Origin of the sequence: Janthinobacterium agaricidamnosum (assembly GCF_003667705.1) — a bacterium.
Lineage (GTDB): Bacteria > Pseudomonadota > Gammaproteobacteria > Burkholderiales > Burkholderiaceae_D > Janthinobacterium.
The window spans coordinates 3780619-3800546 of record NZ_CP033019.1; the positions used below are offsets into that span (position 1 = coordinate 3780619).

General features: G+C 65.6%; 12 protein-coding genes. 7 read left to right on the top strand and 5 right to left on the bottom strand.

Features of this window, described 5'->3' with window-relative positions; genetic code table 11:
- The first annotated feature begins 157 nt into the window (after positions 1–157).
- Complete coding sequence (locus D9M09_RS17045; protein ID WP_121669966.1) at positions 158–1873, top strand: CehA/McbA family metallohydrolase; 1716 nt, start codon at positions 158–160, stop codon at positions 1871–1873.
- Between the two features lie 214 nt (positions 1874–2087).
- On the top strand, positions 2088–4193 hold the full coding sequence (locus D9M09_RS17050) for a prolyl oligopeptidase family serine peptidase (protein WP_121669967.1): 2106 nt from the start codon (positions 2088–2090) through the stop codon (positions 4191–4193).
- Between the two features lie 268 nt (positions 4194–4461).
- On the opposite strand, the gene D9M09_RS17055 is transcribed toward D9M09_RS17050, so the two are convergent.
- The gene (locus D9M09_RS17055) at positions 4462–5085 is read right to left on the bottom strand and encodes a glutathione S-transferase family protein (RefSeq protein ID WP_099411902.1); all 624 of its coding nucleotides are present in this window, start codon (positions 5083–5085) and stop codon (positions 4462–4464) included.
- A gap of 252 nt (positions 5086–5337) precedes the next feature.
- Between D9M09_RS17055 and D9M09_RS17060 the strand changes: the two genes are divergently transcribed.
- Positions 5338–8043: a M1 family metallopeptidase gene (locus tag D9M09_RS17060; RefSeq protein ID WP_121669968.1), complete on the top strand. Its 2706-nt coding sequence runs from the start codon at positions 5338–5340 to the stop codon at positions 8041–8043.
- A 503-nt stretch (positions 8044–8546) separates the two neighbouring features.
- On the opposite strand, the gene D9M09_RS17065 is transcribed toward D9M09_RS17060, so the two are convergent.
- Positions 8547–9425, bottom strand: coding sequence for a LysR substrate-binding domain-containing protein (locus D9M09_RS17065; protein WP_121669969.1), 879 nt, complete (start codon positions 9423–9425; stop codon positions 8547–8549).
- Positions 9426–9536: 111 nt separating this feature from the next.
- On the opposite strand from D9M09_RS17065, the gene D9M09_RS17070 reads away from it, so the two are divergent.
- Both D9M09_RS17070 and D9M09_RS17075 read left to right on the top strand, forming a co-directional pair.
- A complete protein-coding gene (locus D9M09_RS17070; RefSeq protein WP_121669970.1) occupies positions 9537–10433 on the top strand; it encodes an alpha/beta fold hydrolase in 897 nt (298 codons plus the stop codon).
- A 137-nt stretch (positions 10434–10570) separates the two neighbouring features.
- On the top strand, positions 10571–11299 hold the full coding sequence (locus D9M09_RS17075; protein WP_240453404.1) for a YceI family protein: 729 nt from the start codon (positions 10571–10573) through the stop codon (positions 11297–11299).
- Here D9M09_RS17075 and D9M09_RS17080 read toward each other — a convergent pair.
- On the bottom strand, positions 11262–11891 hold the full coding sequence (locus D9M09_RS17080) for a LysE family translocator (protein WP_034754929.1): 630 nt from the start codon (positions 11889–11891) through the stop codon (positions 11262–11264). The genes D9M09_RS17075 and D9M09_RS17080 overlap by 38 nt on opposite strands.
- Positions 11892–12047: 156 nt before the next feature.
- Between D9M09_RS17080 and D9M09_RS17085 the strand changes: the two genes are divergently transcribed.
- Positions 12048–14948 (top strand): hybrid sensor histidine kinase/response regulator, encoded by a 2901-nt coding sequence (locus D9M09_RS17085; protein ID WP_227742004.1) that lies wholly within the window; start codon positions 12048–12050, stop codon positions 14946–14948.
- Here D9M09_RS17085 and D9M09_RS17090 read toward each other — a convergent pair.
- The gene (locus tag D9M09_RS17090) at positions 14933–15844 is read right to left on the bottom strand and encodes an alpha/beta hydrolase (RefSeq protein ID WP_083286969.1); all 912 of its coding nucleotides are present in this window, start codon (positions 15842–15844) and stop codon (positions 14933–14935) included. The two genes, D9M09_RS17085 and D9M09_RS17090, sit on opposite strands and share 16 nt — an antisense overlap.
- A 2-nt stretch (positions 15845–15846) precedes the next feature.
- Positions 15847–18984, bottom strand: coding sequence for an NAD(P)-binding protein (locus D9M09_RS17095; protein ID WP_240453405.1), 3138 nt, complete (start codon positions 18982–18984; stop codon positions 15847–15849).
- Positions 18985–19185: 201 nt separating this feature from the next.
- Here D9M09_RS17095 and D9M09_RS17100 point away from each other — a divergent pair, with 201 nt between their 5' ends.
- Complete coding sequence (locus D9M09_RS17100; RefSeq protein WP_121669972.1) at positions 19186–19734, top strand: phosphohydrolase; 549 nt, start codon at positions 19186–19188, stop codon at positions 19732–19734.
- Positions 19735–19928: the final 194 nt, after the last annotated feature.

The following is a 19928-nucleotide window of genomic DNA, read 5'->3' on the forward strand; positions in this document are numbered from 1 at the left end:
TGCCAGGCCCGTCCCAGGGGCAGGGTGCGTATTTGTAGGGACTTTGCGCCAGGTCATGGCACCTGGCGGTGCAGGCGCGCCTCTTCTTGGTGCGTTGCGGAACTCGAAAGTGCAATGTTTGTCTAATTGATATTGAGTTCATGAAGCGGAGGCCGGCATGTTCGGGCAACTGCGGCAATGGCAGCCACGGCGCGGCTTGGCGCGCGCACTGGCATGCGTCTGCGTGGGTGCGCTCTTGATCGCCTGGAGTAACACTGCCGCAGCGCAAGATGGCTCTCCCGAACCGAGGGAGCACAGCGAGCTGGACGCCACCGTGTTCGCACCGTTCCACGCGGCGCGCGGCGAGCGGGTCACGCAGGCGCGCACATTCGTCGTGCACCTCACGTATCCGGACGAAGGCCGCGCCCATGCCGTGCGCTGGACCCTGACCTTGTCCGGTCCCGGCCCGCAAGGCGCCGTGCTGCGGCGCTGGTCGGGCACGGAACAGGTGGGCGCCGGCGGCAAGCGCGTCAACTTGCCCTGGGATGGCCGCGCCGATGCCGATGCGCGCGAACGGCGCATGCTGGCGCCGGACGGCTTGTACGAGCTGCGCCTGCTGGCCGTGGTCGATGCCGGCACGCCGCACGAAGCGCAGGTGGAACAGCAATGGCAAATCGCGGTGCAGCGGGGCGCCAGCACGGCGCCCCGGGTGCCCGCCTTCCAGGCCGGCCTGCAACAACTGTCCCGCCTGGATGAGGAGCCCGGCTACCGCATCGTCTACGCCAACCTGCACAGCCAGACGCGCCACAGCGACGGCGGCGCGGCGCTCGACGCCTGCCATGGCGCGCAGGAGCCGCAAACGGCGCCGTTCGGCCCCATCGACGCCTATAAATATGCGCAGGATCACGGCCTGGACGCCCTGCTGACATCCGAGCACAACCATATGTATGACGGTTCGGACGGAACCAATCCCGCAGCCACGCCTGCCGAAGCGAAGGCCTTGTACCAGACGGGGCTGGCCGAAGCGGCCGCCTATACAAACGCCCACCCCGGTTTCCTGGCCCTGTACGGCATGGAATGGGGCGTCATCAACAAGGGCGGCCACCTGAACATCTTCAATAGCGAACAATTGCTGGGCTGGGAAAGGAATGCCCGGGGCGAATTGCTGGCCGACCTGGAAACGCCGAAAAGCGACTACGCCGCCCTGTATGCGCTGATGCGCGAACGGGGCTGGATAGGCCAGTTCAACCACCCCGCCTATGCGGGCCAGTTTCTCGTCGATAGCCAGCCGCTCGGCTACACGCCGGACGGCGATGCGGCCATGGTGCTGTGCGAAGTGATGAACACGTCCGCGTTTTCCACCAACGACCAGGAAACGGAAACGCGGCGCAGCAATTACGAGGCGGCCTGCAACCGTGCCCTGGCGGCCGGCTACCACGTGGCCTTCAGCAGCAACCAGGACAACCACTGCGCCAACTGGGGCGCATCGTACGGCAACCGCACGGCCGTGCTGGTGGCCAGCCCGGCCGCCGGCATGCCCGTGTCACGCGACAGCTTCCTCGACGCGCTGCGCGCGCGCCGCGTGTTTGCCACCATGGACAAGCACGCGCAGCTGCTGTTCACGGCCAATGGCAAGCTGATGGGCGAGCGTTTCGACAACCACGGGCCTTTGCAACTATCCACCCATTTCAGCAACAGCGCGGGCCGGCAAGCGGCGGCCGTCGCCATTTTCCACGGCGTACCGGGCGGCAACGGCTCCGTCACGCAACTGTCGGACCAGGCCGAGCTCACCGTCACGCCCGCGCCCGGCCCCCATGTCTATTACGCGCGCCTGACGCAGGACGACGGCAACATCGTCTGGTCGGCGCCCGTGTGGGTCAATCAGCTGCCGTGAACGCCGCGCATCAGGGCACGGCAACGGCACGGACTGGTACACCAAGTGCCGCAGATTCTACGGCCCTGCTCTTTTCCAGCAAACAATATTGGAAAAGTAACTATTTTTTCAGGTAGCCGTCCATAGACACTGGTTCCTCACAGCAATCCATGGCACCATGGCTGCGCCGTTTTGCCTGCAACGCGGCCTCCACCGGACCAACCAGGAACCTTACATGTCGTCATATCGCACTCTCGCCGGCAGCATGCTGCTCGGCCTGGCCGCAGCGGGCCTCGCCCACGCGCAAGCCCCCGCCCCTGCCGCCGCCAACACCGATCCCCACCTGTGGCTGGAAGAAGTCCTCGGCGACAAGCCGCTGGCCTGGGTCAAGCAGCACAATGCCGTCACCACCAAAGAGCTGGAAGCGCAGCCCGGCTTCGCGGCCCTGCAGACGCGCCTGAAAACCATCCTCAACTCGAAGGAGCGCATCCCCTACGTCAGCAAGGAAGGCGCGTTTTACTACAATTTCTGGCGCGACGCCCAGCACGTGCGCGGCATCTGGCGCCGCACCACCCTGGCGCAGTACCAGCTGGCCGAACCCGCGTGGGAAACCGTGATCGACCTCGACCAGCTGGCCGCCGGCGAGAACGAAAACTGGGTCTGGGGCGGTGCCTCCTGCCTGTATCCGAAGGGCGAACGCTGCCTCATTTCCCTGTCGCGCGGTGGCGGCGACGCCAAGGTGGTGCGCGAATATGACGTGGTCAAGCGCGCCTTTGTCGACGGCGGCTTCACCCTGCCCGAAGCGAAGGGCAGCGTCAGCTGGATCGACCAGGACACCTTGTTCGTGTCCACCGATTTCGGCCCAGGCTCGATGACCAGCTCGGGCTACCCGCGCATCATCAAGCAGTGGCAGCGCGGCACGCCGCTGGCGCTGGCGCACACCTTGTATGAAGCCAAACCCGACGACCTGAGCGCGGGCGCCTACAAGGACTTCACGCCCGGCCACGAACACCAGTTCATCGAGCGGCAAATCGATTTCTACAGCGGCGAAATGTTCCTGCGCGAAGGCGCCGATCTGAAAAAAGTGCCGAAGCCGGACGATGCGACGGCCTTCACCGTGCGCGATCAATTGATCATCACCCTGCGCTCGGACTGGAAAGTGAACGGCAAGACCTACGTGCAAGGCTCGCTGCTGGCGTCCGACTTCAAGGCCTTCATGCAGGGCAAGCAGGAGCTGGAATTGCTGTACGCGCCCACGGCCACCTCGTCGCTGGACAATGTCACGGCCACCAAATCGGCCATCCTCGTCACCACCCTGGACAAGGTCAAGAACCGCCTGACGGAACTGCGCCACGTGAACGGCAAGTGGCAGCGCCGCGCCGTCGACGCGCCGAAGCTGGGCACCCTGGCCGTCAGCGCGCTCGACCCTGTCGATTCGGACCAGTACTTCCTGACGGTGACCGACTTCCTCAATCCGACCACCCTGTATCTGGCCACGGCGCAAAGCGACCAGCGCACGAAAATCAAGTCGCTGCCCGCCTACTACGATGCGGCGCCGTACAAGGTGGAGCAGTTCGAATCGACGTCGAAGGACGGCACCAAGGTGCCCTACTTCGCCATCATGAGCAAGAAGACGAAATTCGACGGCAGCAACCCCACCGTGCTGTATGGCTATGGCGGCTTTGAAGTGTCGCTCAAACCGAGCTACAGCGGCACCACGGGCGTGGCGTGGCTGGAAAAGGGCGGCGTGTATGTGCTGGCGAATATCCGCGGCGGCGGCGAATTCGGCCCCCGCTGGCACCAGGCGGCGCTGAAGGAAAACCGCCAGCGCGCGTATGACGATTTCATCTCGGTGGCGCAGGATCTGATCAAGCGCAAGGTCACCAGTCCGCGCCACCTGGGCATCATGGGCGGCAGCAATGGCGGCCTGCTGACGGGCGCCGTGCTGGTGCAGCGTCCCGATTTGTTCAACGCCGTCGTCAGCCAGGTGCCGCTGCTCGACATGCGCCGCTATAACAAGATGCTGGCGGGTGCCTCGTGGATGGGAGAATACGGCGACCCGGACGTGGCGGAACAATGGGCCTACATCAGCAAGTACTCGCCGTACCAGAACGTCTTCAAGGACAAGAAATATCCGCGCGTGCTGTTTACCACCTCGACACGCGACGACCGGGTCCACCCCGGCCATGCGCGCAAGATGGTGGCGAAGATGGAAGAGCAAGGCCACGACGTGCTGTACTGGGAAAACACGGAAGGCGGCCACGCGGGTGCCGCCAACAACGACCAGCAGGCGCTGATGTGGGCGCTGACCTACACCTTCCTGCACGAGCAGCTGAAGTAAATGGTGATGTCGGATTACGCGCTCACGCGCTAATCCGACCTACCCGGCTACCGGGCTGTCGGCCGGCGTAGGTCGGCGTAGGTCGGCGTAGGTCGGCGTAGGTCGGCGTAGGTCGGCTTAGCCCAACGGGCGTAAGCCGACAACATTGTTGGCCCGCCCGCGATGATGTTGGATTACGCGTCCCGCTAATCCAACCTACGGGGCGTAGGTCGGCTTAGCCCAACGGGCGTAAGCCGACAACATAGTTGAAGCGGCCCGCACGCAAGGCCTACTTCGCCTGCGCGCTGGGCCGCTCGGCGATGCGGTCGCGGTAAGCCTGCAGGTTGGACAACCCTTCCGCGCCCGGCCGGTACTTCATCAGCCCGCGCACAAATTCCAGCGCGCAGAAGGCCGTGATGTCGGCAATCGTAAAGCGTTCGCCGGCGATGTAGGGCTGGTGGGCCAGCACCTGGTCCAGCCATTGCGCCGTCTCGCGCAGCTTGCCCGCCTGCGCCGTGGCGAAATCGGGAAACTGCGGGTTTTCCAGCGCCACCAGGGCCGGATGGCCGTGACGCACCCAGTTGGCGGCGGCGCTGAACAGATGCAGCTCCACGCGGCGGTCGGCCATTTCGATAAATGCGCGCTCCTCGAATCCCTCGCCCATCAGGTTCGGCTGCGGCTGCAAGCCTTCCAGGTAGGTGCAGATGGCGCGCGTCTCGGTCAGCACGCGCCCGTCGTCCAGTTCCAGCACGGGCACGCGGCCCAGCGGGTTTTTCGCCAGGAAGGCGGGATCGCGGTGCTGGCCCGCCATCAGGTCGAGCGCCACTTCCTCGATGCCGGTGATGCCCTTCTCGGCGATGAACATGGTGACGCGGCGCGGATTGGGCGTGCGGGGGCTGATAGTGAGTTTCATGTGCAGGTCTCGTCTCGTTATGGTGGTGGCCAATCAGGCGCGGCACCAGCCTGTGGCAATGCAGTCAGACGCCCATCATACCAGCGCACCGGCATGGTGCGGCGCCCCTGGCGCGTTGACTTTGCCCCCGTTTCGCCTTAGATTGCTGTACGGGAACGCTGGCCGCCAGTTCCAGCGATGTCCCCCACACGTCATCAACGCCCGCAGCCTATCCGGCTGGCGGGCGTTTTATCCATGAACCAAGGGCATACCATGCATCGCACACCGACTCCGCGCTTCCGGCGCAGCCAACTGGCCGCCGCCGTCCTGGCACTGGCTTCCATCACCGCAGCCCATGCGGACAATGCAGCTCCCGCCGCCAGGTACGTCTCGGCCAGCCATGCGCCCGGCACCACCACGCAGCTGCCGCGCGGCGTCACGCCCCTGCACTATATCGTGTCGATCACGCCGGACGCCGCCGCCTCTACCTTCAAGGGCGAGGTGGCCATCAGGGTGGCGGTCGACGCGCCGACGGCCAGCATCACCTTCAATGCCTTGAACCTGACGTTTGCGGCCGCCGCCATCGAAGGCGCGGGCGGCAGCAAGCAGGTGACGCGCAAGATCGCGTTCGATGCGGACAAGCAGACGGCCACCGTGCATTTCGCCGAACCCGTGGCGAAGGGCGAGTACCTGCTGCGCATCGATTACAGCGGCAAGATCGGCACGCAGGCCACGGGCCTGTTTTCGCTCGACTACGACACGCCGCAAGGCCGCCAGCGCGCGCTGTACACGCAGTTCGAAAATTCGGACGCGCGCAGCATGCTGCCATCGTGGGATGAACCGGACTACAAGGCCACCTTCGATCTCAACGTGGTCGTGCCGAGCAACCAGATGGCCGTCGGCAACATGCCGATCGCCAGCAGCGAGGAACTGGGCAATGGCATGAAGCACGTGTACTTCGCCACCACGCCGCGCATGTCGACGTATCTGCTGTTCTTCGGCCTGGGCGACTTCGAGCGGGCCACAACGATGGCCGACGGTACGGAGATCGGCGTCATCACGAAGAAAGGCGCGCTGGCGCAAAGCCGCTTCGCGCTCGACGAGTCAAGCGCCCTGCTGCGCGAATACAACGATTATTTCGGCGTGCGCTATCCGCTGCCCAAGCTCGACAACATCGCCGCGCCGGGCCGCAGCCAGTTCTTCGGCGCCATGGAAAACTGGGGCGCCGTCTTCACTTTCGAATATGGCCTGCTGCTTGACCCGGCCATCTCGACCCAGGCCGACAAGGAAAACATCTACACCACCCTGTCGCATGAAATGGCGCACCAGTGGTTCGGCGACCTGGTCACCATGCGCTGGTGGGACGACCTGTGGCTCAACGAAGGTTTTGCGTCGTGGATGGAAAGCCGCACCACGGAGCGTCTGCACCCCGAGTGGAACACGGCCCTGTCCAGCGTGGGCGGGCGCGAGTCGGCCATGAGCCAGGACGCGCTGCGCACCACGCATCCGGTGGTGCAGCGCATCGCCACCGTGGAGCAGGCCAGCCAGGCCTTCGACGGCATCACCTATCAAAAGGGCGAGGCGGTGATCCGCATGCTCGAAGCGTATGTCGGCGCCGACACGTGGCGCACGGCCGTGCGCAGCTATATGCGCAAGCATGCGTATGGCAATACGGTGTCCGACGACCTGTGGCGCGAAGTCGATGCGGCCGCCGGCAAGCCGGTCAGCGCCATCGCCCATGATTTCACGTTGCAGCCGGGCGTGCCGATGATCACGGTGGACAACGCCGTGTGCCGGAACGGCAATACGCGCGTGCGCCTGACGCAGACGGAATTTTCCAAGGACCAGCCGAACAAGAAACCGCTGTCGTGGAAAGTGCCCGTCATCGCCTCTACGGTCGGCAACGGCAAGCTGGCCACGGTGCTGGTCAGGAATGGCAAGGCGACCTTGAACGTGCCCGGCTGCGGCGCCCTGCTGGTGAACGCGGGCCAGAGCGGCTACTACCGCACCGTGTACGCGCCCGCCAACACGCGCGCGCTGGCGCGCAGCTTCGCGCGCCTGGCGCCGATCGACCAATTGGGCTTGCTGGCGGACAGCCAGTCGCTGGGCCTGGCCGGCGCGCAAAACCTGGCCGACTTCCTGGAACTGGTGAAAGCGACGCCGCTGTCGGCCGATCCGCAGGTACTGGGCAAGGTGGCCGCCTCCCTGGGCAGCCTGTACGAACAGTATGCGGGCGATAGCGCGGAAAGCAAAGCGCGCCAGCAGGCCTTCGGCCGCTTTGCCATGGCGCGCCTGGCGCCGATGATGGCGCAGACGGGCTGGGAAGCGCGCGCGGGCGAAGCCTCGAGCGTGGCGACCCTGCGCGGCCAGCTGATCGCCATCCTCGGCGACATGGGCGAACCGGGCGTGATCGCCGAGGCGCGCCGCCGCCATGCGGCCAGCGAGCAAGACCCGGCCGCCATGCCCGCACCGCTGCGCCGCACCATCCTGGGCGTGGTGGCCCAGCATGCGGACGCCGCCACCTGGGAGCAGCTGCACGCCAGGGCGCAGGAGGAAAAGACGCCGCTGGTGAAGAACCAGCTGTACGACCTGCTGGCCTCGAGCAACGATCCCGCCCTGGCGCGGCGCGCATTGGCGCTGGCGCTGACGGATGAACCGGGCGTGACCAACAGCCCGGCCATGATCTCGCGCGTGTCGCGCACGCATCCGGAACTGGCCTTCGACTTCGCGCTGGCGCACCTGGAGCAAGTCAATGCGCGCATTGACGCCAGCTCGCGCAGCCGCTACTTCCCGCGCCTGGCCGCTGGTTCGGCGCAGCTGGACATGATCGCCAAGCTGGAAGCATACGCGCAGGCGAACCTTCCGGCCGGCGCGCGCGGCGACGCCGACAGTTCCGTGGCCGGTATCAAGTACCGCATCAAGCTGCGCGCCGAACGGCTGCCGGCCGTCGATGCGTGGCTGGCGAAACAGGCGGGCTGATTGGCTTTCCCGGCGCCGCGGCGCCGGGAGTTGATGAAAACGCAGGCAAAAAAAACCGGCTTCGCAAAGTGCGGTAGCCGGTTGAAACGCTGTTTCAGAGCGCAGGGATAAAACGGGGAAAACACATGAAGAAGTGGAAATCGTGCCGGTCATTGAGGTGTCCGGCAACCTTGCGCTCGGGGTCTCCGTGCGCCATGTATCCACTATGCCAGCCCTGCCCAGAGACAGGCTTAGGACTTCATTAAATCCCCGGCCGATTCCTGCATTTCCCCTGCCCCACCCTGCAAATACTGCCATAAAACAATTTTTACATGTCTGGTGCCGATGGTTGAGCTCACCGGCTAAGCTGTTGAGTCATGCCTGCATCCTATCGCTCCCGGAGCGTAGTGATCTGCGCAATGCATGCTGTGTGCCAACGAAAGCATCATAACAGCGGCATATGACCGCCTTATGACGCAGGCTAAACTTTCATACTTTCATCGGCATTTCCAGCGCCGCCGGCATCATGCGCGAAACTGGTGCCGCTGTCCCGCGCCGCGCACGGCGTCCACCAGCGCCAGCACGGCCGGCGTATTGTTGCGTGGAAAGGCATAAAAACGGGCATCGGGTAATGGCGGCAAGCCCTCTTCCGCTCCCAGGATGCGCAAGCCGTCGCGCAACTGGCTGCGCGCCACGGGCGTCACGGCAAAGCCGGCCAGCGCCGCCGCCACGCAGCCGGCCATGCTGCCGCTGTCAAACGCCAGCCGCCAGGCACGGCCCGCCTGCGCCAAAGCGGCCAGCGCCGCTTCGCGGTACACGCACGGCGAGGGAAACAGCGCCAGCGGCACGGGCAGTTGCGGATCGGGCAGGCGGCCGGCCGCATACGCCCATACCAGCGGCTCGGCCCACAGCAATTCGCCCGCCCCTTCCGTGCGGCTGCATTGCTTGCCGAAAATGACATCGATCTGCTCGTGCGCCTGGCGCCGCAGCAGGTCGGCCGTGATGCCCACCTTCAACTCGATCGACGCTTGCGGATGCCAGCGCTGGAACGTCTGCAGCACTTGCGGCAGCCACGTGCCCGCGAAATCTTCCGACGCACCGAGGACCAGCCGCCCCTGCACCGATGCACCGCTGAGCCTGGCCCGCGCCTCGCGTTCCAGGTCGACGATATTGCGCGCATACATGTACAGCAGTTCGCCGGCCGCCGTCAGCTCCAGGCTGCGCGTCGTGCGCGCCAGCAACTGTTTGCCGGCGCTGTGTTCCAGGCGCTTGATATGCCCGCTGACAGCCGACGGCGTCAGCGCCAGGTTTTGCGCGGCCAGCGCGAAGCCGCCCGTATCGACCACTTCCAGCAGGCTGCGCAAGAGGACGATGTCCAGGGTCATTGCCGGCAAGGCGTGCATGGTACGCTCCAATTCATCAAGATATGATCATAATATCGATGAATTGCTCACGAATCAAATGCATTGCCGGCGCTACCATGACGTTCTCCCCTCACCTTCGTCAGGAATGCCATGCAAGACTATCACTACATCGCCACCCCGCTGCTGGACGTGGCCTACCTGGAATGGAACGCCGCCGGCAGCCGCTGCGCCGTGCTGGTACACGGCTGGCCCGACAGCCCGGAAAGCTGGGCCAAAACGGCGACGGCGCTGGCCGCCGCTGGCTACCGCGTGCTGGCGCCCGCCCTGCGCGGCTTCGCGCCCACGCGCTTTCGCCATGCGGACACGCCACGCAGCGGCCAGCTGGCCGCGCTGGGACGCGACTTGCTCGACTTTATCGATGCGATGCAACTGGATCGGCCCTTGCTGGTGGGCCATGACTGGGGCGCGCGCGCCGTCGCCAATGCCTGCGGCTTGCGCCACGATGCGGCATCCGGCCTCGTCATGCTGTCGGTAGGCTATGGCACGAATGACCCACGGCAAGAACTGTCTTACCAGCAGGCGCGCAACTACTGGTACCACTGGTTCATGGCCACGCCGCGGGGCCAGCATGCCGTCGAGCATGACCGCCACGCGTTTGCCCGCATGATGTGGGACAGCTGGTCGCCCGCCGGCTGGTATGGCGAAGCCGATTTCGCGCAGGCCAGCCGCGCTTTCGACGGTCCCGACTGGGCCGAGGTGGTGCTGCATTCCTACCGTCACCGCTGGGCGTTTGCCGAGGGCGACCCCGCGTACGCGGCCGACGAAGCGCGGCTGCACCCGGCGCCCGTCTTGCCGGTGCCTACCCTGGTGCTGCATGGCGCGGCCGACACCTGCAACCATCCGGACAGCTCGGCCGGGCGCGAACGCCATTTCAGCGGCGCCTACCAGCGCGTGCTGCTCGAAGGCATCGGCCACTTCCCGCAGCGCGAAGCGCCGCAGGTGGTCGCCAGCGCCATCCTCCTGTTTGTCGACGGACAGGCGCGGTAAACGCTATCCCTGTACTCCGTCCTTGCGCGGCCGCCTGCGAAGGGGCTAGCGCCGGGCAGGCTGGATCGCTTACTATCGCCCCATCGCGCCTTGCGCCTCTGCACGCGCTGTCCATGTCCAGCCAGGAGTTTTCATCGATGCACACTGTTCACCGCCGCATGCTGCTGGCCGGCGCCTGCGCCGTGCTGCTATCCTGCACGCCCTTGCCGCCCGCGCCGGCCCCCGCTTCCGCGCCGGCCGCCCCTGCCGCCGTGCCGGCGCCCGCGTGGCAGCGGCAAGACATGCAGCTGCTGCACATCGCGCCCGACGAGTCCCTGCTGACCATCACCGTGCGCCGTGGCGGCGCGCTGGCGCGGCTCGGGCATGACCACGTGGTGGCCAGCCGCAGCCTGCAGGGCATCGTGGTGCCCGCGCCGGGGCGCGCCCAGTTGCGCTTCCGGCTCGACGAGATGACTGTGGATGAAGAAAGCTTGCGGCGGGAGGCCGGCTTGACGACGACGCCGTCGGCCGATGCCATCGCCGGCACGCGCCACAACATGCTGGTGCGCGTGCTCGAGGCGGAACGCTATCCGTGGGTCAGCATCGAGGCGCGCCGCACGGGCGACCAGCAGGTGTTTGATGCGGACATCACCCTGCATGGCGTGACGCGCACGGTGCAGTTGCCCGTGCGGATCGAGCAAGCGGCCGACGGGCGCAGCCTGCAGGCCAGCGGCAGCCTGCTGCTGAAGCAGAGCGACTTCGGCATCGTGCCGTTCGCCATCCTGGGCGGCGCCATGGCCGTGCAGGACCAGATGGAACTGGCGTTCCGCATCACCGCCCGGCAAGAGGTCAGCGCGCCAGGATCAGGCGCAAGCCCAGGCCGATGAAGATGGTGCCGGCCACGCGGTCGAGCCACAGGCCGGCGCGCGGCCGGCGGTTCAGCCACAGGCCGACGGCGCCGGAAAAATAGCCGAGCAGGCCGAACAGCACGCACGCCTGCGCCGTGAAGACCAGGCCCAGCTGCGCCGTCTGCCAGCTGGCATTGCCCTGGCCCGCGACGATGAACTGCGGCAGGAACGAGAGGAAAAACAATACGACTTTCGGATTGATACTGTTGGCAAACAGTCCCTTGCCGAACAAACGCAGCAAGGATTCGTCGGGCAAGGCGGCCGCACCATCGACTCTGGCGCCGCCACGGCTGCGCAAGGCGCCGATACCCAGCCACACCAGATAGAGCCCGCCGGCCACTTTCAGCGCCGTAAAGGCCGTGGGCGAGGCGGCCAGCAGGGCCGACACGCCGATGGTCGCCAGCACGGTATGCGTGAGGCAGCCAAGGGCGCAGCCCAGGCCGAACGCCATGCCCTGACGGCGCCCGCGCGACATGCCCACGCCCAGCACCATCAGGTTGTCGGGGCCGGGACTGGCGGTGATCAAGACGGCGGCGGCCAGGAAGGCCAGGAACTGGTCGGGACTGAGCATGAATATCTCGCGGACAAAAGCGCCATGATACCGGAGCGGGCGCCAGGCGGACAGGACATGAATTTGCCCGTGTGTCACCGAGAGTCGATTAAAATGGACACTCCACAGCAAACGGCGTTGCCGCCAATTCCCGCGCGACCATCACCCACTCCATCGATGCCAGCCCACTCGCCCCCTCCCTGCCACCGCGCTTCCAGCTCCCGCGTCAGCGCCTGGCTATGCGGCTGGCCGCTCGTGCTCAGCCTGCTGTTCGGCCTGCTGGGTCTGGCGGGCGCGGCGCAGGCGACGCCCTTGCCTCTGAGCAAACAAGGCCTCGCTCACCTGGGCAAGGGCGGCCAACTATTTCTTGCCGAAAATGAAGCCGCGCCTGCCGATGTCGCCGCCCTGCCCGCCTGGCTGGCGCGCCAGCGCCCGGCCGACCAGGTCGACCTGTTCGGCGGCGCCTACTGGCTGCATGCGCAGGTGCGCAACGACAGCAGCGAAGCGGCCTGGGTCATCGACCCGAACGACACCCTGATCGACCTGGTCGACGTCTACGTGTATGGCCCGGGGCCGCACGCGGCGCCGCGTACCTTGCTGACGGGCTACCAGCGGCCGCACGACTATTTGCTGCACTACGGCATGAACGTGCAGCTGGCGCCGGGTGCCACGTACGACATCCTGATCCGCTTTTCCAGCCCCTACTACGCGCGCGCGCCCCTGTTCGGCGTGAAGACGCAGCACGACTACCGCAAGCTGGTGGGCAAGGAAAACTTCCTGATGGTGGCCTCCATCGGCGCCCTGCTGGCGCTGGGCCTGTTCAATTTCTTCATCTTTTCCATCACCCTGGAAAAGGCGTCGGCGTATTACGCGCTGTACGTGCTGACGTACGGCCTGGCCTGGGCCATGACCTTCCACGTGTTTGCCGACCTATTCGACTGGCACCAGCTGCAGCTGCATTACGTGCCGTTTTTCCTGCTGCCCGTCTTCAGCACCCTGTTCTACATGCATTTCCTGCGCCTGCGCGACTACTCCCTGCTGCTGTACCGTCTCAGCAAGGTCAACCTGGCATTGCCCTTGCTGCTCCTGCCCAGCTGCTTTTTCGCCCTGTCGTATGCGCACACGCTGGCCACCATCGCCATCAGCATCTGGATGCTGCTGGCGCTCATCTGCGGCATCGTCGTCTGGCGCCGCGGCTACCAGCCGGCGCGCTTCTTCGTGCTGGCCTTCGTCGCGCTGATGCTGCCCGGCTTTCTGATCCTGCCGGCCAACCTGGGCCTGATGCCGGCCATGGTCGCCAACGCCCAGCTGGTGACCCTGCTGGGCGGCACCTTCGACGGCCTGCTGCTGGCCTTTGCCCTGGCCGACCAGATCCGCCTGCTGCGCAACAACCTGGAACAGCGCGTGCAGGAACGCACGCTGGCCCTCACCCTCAGCAACGACGCCCTGCTGAAGGCCAAGGAGCACGCGGAAGTGGTCAGCCGCCACCGCATCGATTTTCTGTCCGCCATGAGCCACGACATCCGCACGCCGCTGGCCGGCGTGATCGGCATGCTGAAATTCGCCCTGCGCGACCAGTCCGTCAAGGGCCGCACGCAGGAATACCTGCGCATCGGCCTGCACAATGGCGTCTCGCTCCTGACCATCCTCAACGACATCCTCGATTTCTCGAAGATCGACGCGGGCAAGCTGACCCTGGAAACGGTGGACTTCGACCTGCTGGCGCTGATCGGCGACGCGGCCGGCATCGTGCAGGGCCAGGCCGACGCCAAGAGCCTGCTGCTGCGCCGCGAACTGGCGCTGGACCTGCCCCGCTACGTGCGCGCCGATCCCACGCGCCTGCGGCAAATCCTCATCAACCTGCTGGGTAACGCGCTGAAATTCACGGCCAATGGCGAGGTGCTGCTGGAAGTGCGGCGCGCCCGCACGCCGCCGCGCGGCGATGGCCGCAGCGACATCGAATTCATCATCAGCGATACGGGCCCCGGCATCGACGCGGACACCTTGCCGCGCCTGTTCCAGAAATTCGAGCAGGCCGACCACTCCACCACGCGCCGCTACGGCGGCACGGGCCTGGGCCTGGCCATCTGCAAGGAACTGGTCGAACTGATGCAGGGCACGATCGGCGTGGAAAGCCGGGTCGGCATCGGCTCGCGCTTCCATTTCACCTTGCCGCTGACGCCCGGCAGCGCGCCGGCGGCCGATGCGCGCCGGCCGGCACGCCAGGCGCGCCATGCCTGCCGCCTGCGCATCCTGTGCGCCGAAGACGTGCGCACCAACCAGATCATCATCGGCACCCTGCTCGAAAGCATGGGCCATGACGTGACCATCGTGGAAAACGGCGAACAGGCGCTGCGCGCGCTGGGATCGGGCCCCTACGACTGCGTGCTGATGGATGGCCGCATGCCGGAAATGGATGGCGAACAAGCCGCGCGCCTGATCCGCGACGGCGGCAATGCCCAATTCCCAATTCCCGACGCGCACATCCCCATCCTCGCGCTGACGGCCAACGCCAGCGAACATGACCGGCAACGCTACCTGGCCGCCGGCATGGACGACTTCCTCAGCAAGCCCGTCGACGAAGCGCTGCTGTTCGAGAAAATCGACGCCATCATCGACCTGCTGCTGGCGCGCGGCCACGCACTGCCGCAGGCCGCGCCCATCGACGACGATACCCTGGCGCGCCAGTTCGGCCTGGCCGACGCCGAGGACGCGCAGGCGCAAACGCCGGCGCCGCCCGATCCCATGACGGCGCCCGTGCACATCCTGCCGCTGGCAGGCCTGTCGGCGCAGCACTTGCAGCGCATCGCGCAAGCGTTCTTGACGGAAGCGCCGCGGCGCCTGGACCTGGCTTGCCACGCCGTGCGCGATGGCAATGCCAGCGCCGCGGCCGCCGCCTTCCACGCCTTGAAAGGCAGCGCCGGCTACCTGAGCCGCCCCACCCTGCACGGCCTGTGCCACCAGATGGAAACCCTGGCCTCGAACGGCCAGCTCGATAACGTGGAGCAATTCCTGCCGCAGCTGCAGACGGCGCTGGACGTGGCGCGGCGCGACCTGGAAAATCAACCGGGAGCTTGAGGCATCCAGCCATGCGATTGCAGCCACGCCAGCAGCAGTTGCGGCCACGCGGCCGGCTCGCTGCCCGGCTTGCCCAGGCCCCAGCCATGGCCGCCGCGCCGGAACTGGTGCAATTCAACAGGCACACCCGCGCGGCGCAAGGCCGCCGCCATCAATGTACTGTTCTCGGGTGGAGAAATGGGATCGTCCAGCGCCTGCGCGATGAAGGCGGGCGGCGTGCGCGCATCGACCTGCCATTCCACCGACAGCGCATCGCGCGCCGCCTGCGTGGGGTGGCTTCCCAGCAGCTCTTTCTTCGCATGCGTCGTATCGAACGGCGGCTGCATGGTCAGCACGGGGTATAGCAGCACGACGAAATCGGGCCGCGCGGAGACGCCATCGATCGCATCGACGGGCGCATACAGGGCGGCGTCCGGCTGGACGGCCGTCATGCCGGCCAGGTGCGCGCCGGCGGAAAAACCGAGCATGCCGATGCGCGCCGGGTCGATGCCCCACTCGGCCGCACGCGCCCGGATCACGCGCATGGCCCGCTGGCCATCCTGGAACGGCGCGCTGGCGCCACCGCCTTCCTGCGGCAGACGGTACACGAGTTCAAACGCCGTGACACCCTGCGCTTGCAGCCAGGCGGCGGCGGGGCCGCTTTCCTTGCCCGCCTCGATATGCGCATAACCGCCGCCGCTGACCAGCAGGATCGCCGTGCCGTCCGGGCGCGCCGGGCGGTGCGCGATCAGGTAAGGCTGCTCCACCTGCGTGATGGAGCCCTTGGCGCTGTCGCGCTGCGGACCCGGCGCCGCGCCGCCGGGCGGCGCGCCCGGCCACAACACAATGGCGCCCGGCGGCGCGGCGCCCACGTGCAGGTGGATCAGGACAAGGCACAGCAGCATCAGGCCTCGCATGCCTAGAAATCCGTCTCGCCCTGGATCACGGCCGGATAGCCCGTCATGGCGCGCGAGGTCTGCATGCCGGCCATCACGGCCGCCTCCACGCAGCCCGCGTTCAGGCCCGTCCTGATCCAGTCGCCCGTGAGGAACAGGTTACTGAAGCCCGACTGGTCGGTGGCCAGCCGGTACTGCGTGCTGCCCACCACCGACATCACGTAGCGCTCGGACGGATCGACGTTGGCGCGCCAGTACTGGCTGTCGAAGCGCGCCGGTCCCGTGCCAGCCTTCGCATCGACCAGCCATTGCCACGGGAACGCGCCGGGCGCGCCCGCCTCGGGCCACAGCGCGCCGATCTCGCGTTCCAGCTGGTGCTGCGCGCCCTGTTTCGCCCTGTCCGCGCAGCGGGCGGGAAAAGCCGTGTCGGTGACGGGCGGGTAGCTGTCGACGGGGAAGGCGCTGCAAAAATACGAGACGTTTTTCGGTTCCAGCCCCGCCGGCCAATCCTCGTGCGCCAATAACTGGTCCATCGGCGCCCACGTGTCGTACGGCTCCGTGAAGGCCGACAGCACCGGTTGCTGGCCCTTCGGCTGCGTGGTCCAGCCCATCTGAGACAAATCCTTGTTGAGCCACACCTGGTAAGCCTGCGTGGCCACCGTTTTCACCTTGTCGGCCGCCAGTTGCAGAGCCGGACTTTGCGCCAGCAGTTGCGGGCACAGGGCTTGCAGCGAGCCGATGGAAATGCCGAACACCACCTTGTCGAAATCGACGCCCTTCTTCAATACCGTGGCGGGCAGCGCGCGGCCGAACGCCTGCCGGTACTGCTGCGGCCAGTCGCTCCAGTACGATTCCAGGTTGACTTCCTGCTCCTGCAGCAGCGCCGCCTGGGCCGGTTCGATCTGCGCGTAATCGGGCGCACTGGGCCAGCACGCCAGGCCTTTGACGTCCACCAGCGGCGCATAGCCGGCGGCCGGGTCCTTCAATTGCACCTGCTGCGTGATGCGGATGCTGTCGATGTCGCCCGCGCCCGGCACCAGTTCCTCCACGCGCTGGAAGAACTTGAATTCCACGCCGCGCTTGCGCAGCACTTCGTACAGCGGTGTGAAGATGGTGTCGCCCATGCCGGCCTGCATCTTGAACATGATGCCGCCCTTGTAGGCCAGGCCGATGCGCGCCATCGAGCGCAGCAAGGTACCCGCCTCGATGTTCGGCTTGGCGAAATCGCCGCCCTCGTAGGCGAAGACCAGGTCGTAAAAGCCGCGCACCGGGGCTGAATTGACGCTGAACTGCTCGTCGCCGCCATGCTTGCGCAGCCAGGCGCGGAAATCGATGTCGTTGATGACGTCAAAACCGTTCTTGAACACGCCATCCTCGAACATGCCCTTCATGACCGTGATGCCCAGGTCCAGGCAGGTGAACAGGCGGCGCAACTCGTCGTCGCCGTCGATCAGGGCACGGTAGCGCAGGCGCAGCCAGGCGCGGATGCCGTTCAGGGTGCTGGCCAGCAGCTGGTGGCGGGCCTGGTCGTGGCGCGTGGAGTCCGGCGCCAGGTCGGTCACCAGGGCCACCAGCGCGCCCACGGACAGGCCCACGTCGAGCCCCAGTTCATCGGCCTGGCCCACCACTTCGTCGGCCAGGCGGCGCAGCCAGCCCGGCCATACGCCCTCGCCTTGCGATGCGCTGGCACGCACGATGCGCGCGTCGGCGTCCGCCACCTGGCGGATCTGGCGTATCCACTGCTCGATCCAGCCCACCATGGCGATGGCCATCTGCCACAGCGTGACGTCTTCGCCGCCCTCGCCCGGTTCGCCCGGCAAGGTGGGAAAGACGATGGACCAGTTGCGCCATTGTCCCTTGACGTCTTCCGACAGGGCCACGTAATCGTGTTGTTTAAAAGCGTCGCGCCAGGTGGCCAGCGGTGCGCCGGGCGGGCGTTCCAGGCTGGCGTAGGCTTCCTTGATCATCCTGAAGGCGTTCGCGTAGAAGCCGAACCAGATGTGCAGGCCATGCTCCTCGATGCGCTGGCCCGCCTGCGCATTGCGCCCGCTGGCGCCCTTGCCGCCCAGGCGCCAGCCCAGCTGGTAGACGGTGATGGCATGCCGGTTTTGCCAGCCCGGCTGGTTCGTCAGATAATACGCGGTGGTCATGGCGGCCACGCCGCCGCCGAGGATGGCGATCTTTTCCGGCGCGATGCGGGAATTGTCGACCAGCTCCTCGCCCGGCATGGCCGTGAAGTCGAAGTTCACATTGAAGGGCAAAATGGCCGCCTGCGGTCCCAGCTGCAAGCCCAGGGTCTGGTCCAGCGGGAAGCTGTCGAAGGCGTGCATCGTGCATTCGTATTCATAGCCGAGCAGGCGCGCGCTGTGCAGGCGGTTGATCTCGGCCGGCGCGGCCACCAGGGCCTGGTACACGGCTTTCACGCCCGCGCTGTCGGGGAATTGCTTGAGGAATATCTGGTCGATGCGCGGGTTGCGCAGCAGCGACAGGATGTCGGCCCAGCCGGCCTGGTCCATGTCGAAGAAATCGGGGATGGACAGGAAAATCTGGAATGCCTGCTCGATGAGCTCAAGGAAACTGTTGACGGGTTTGTGCGGTCCCGTCTGCACGGTGGCATTGACTTCGAGCAAAGGATGCAGGGCCAGTTTCGTTTCCGGAGAAAAATGCTGGAAGCCCTTGGCGGCGACGGAACAGCGCAGCGGCTCGCTGCCGGCGGCGGGAATCTCGTAGTCGCACAGGTATTTCGGATAGCCGAACAGCTCGCGCCCGTTGATCAGGGCCATGGCGTCATCGACGAAGATATGGCACGGATACCAGTAGATATGCGCAAGCTTGCCGTGTTCATCCATCTGGCCGACCATGATCCAGGTGACGATGTCGACTTCCGTGATCCAGCCCTTGGCCTGGTCGACGGAGTTGGCCGAGTCCGCATGGTTGACGCGCGTAAACGTCAGCATCACATACGGCGACAGGGCTTTCAATGTCATCTTGCTGCCCGCCACCTGGTTCAAGGTGGTATTCACCGTGGCCTGCAGCTTGGCCAGGTCGCCCCTGACGAAATAGCCGTACATTTCCGACTGTTTCAATTGCAGCGGCGAGTGCATCATCACCGAACCGCCCTGATAGATATACGAAGGTCTTGCCGAAGGTATCGCCGTCATTGCCCTGCCCCTAAATGAAGTTTCAGACAAACAAGATTGCTATAGTGTATTTGAGAAAGAACAATGAATGATATGAAATAAATTAAAGGCTTTGCCAAGATGCATAGGCTCAGCGGGAAAGCCGCTTGCGCACGGCAGCCGGGGCAAGCGCCTGCCATCGGGTGTACGATGAAGTATCTTGAGCATTCCGAGCACCATGCCATGGCAATGATTACCACCGACTACGTTTCCACCTATTCAGGCAACCGTTTTTATCCCTTGCGCCCGCATATCGACAAGGTAGCCATTGAAGACATTGCCCACGGCCTCGCGTACCAGTGCCGCTTCAATGGACAAACGCAAGTGTTTTACTCGGTCGCCCAGCACAGCCTGATCGTTGCCGAACTGGTGCCGCCCCATTTGCGCCTGGCCGCCCTGCTGCACGACGCGGCCGAAGCCTACTTGGGCGACATGGTGAAGCCCTTGAAAGTGTTGCTGCCGGAATTTGCCATGCTGGAAGACAAGGTCAGCGCCATCATCGCCGCCACGTATGGCCTGGACTTTTCCGATTACGCACCGATCAAGCGGGCCGACCTGATCGCACTGGCCACGGAAAAGCGCGACCTGATGCCGCACTCGGCCGAACGCTGGGCTTACCTTGACGGCATCGCCCCCCTGCCCGGTATAATCGAGGCCATGGGCCCGGCCGAAGCCAAGCAGCGCTTCCTGCATGCCTTTGCCCAGCTGAGCGGGCTCGGGCTGGCCGCATGACCGGGCGCTAAGCCCCGGTTTTTGCACGGCTTTTTCAGATATCCACAGCAACTGTGGATAAAGTTGTTGATAAGCCCCTCTTGACAAGCCGCAACACCAGTATTGATGCGGGTTTCAACAATTTGCTGATTTCACAGGCAATTTTTTACCCCAATGAAATCAATGACTTGCAATCACGAATTTGCGCTCAAGCA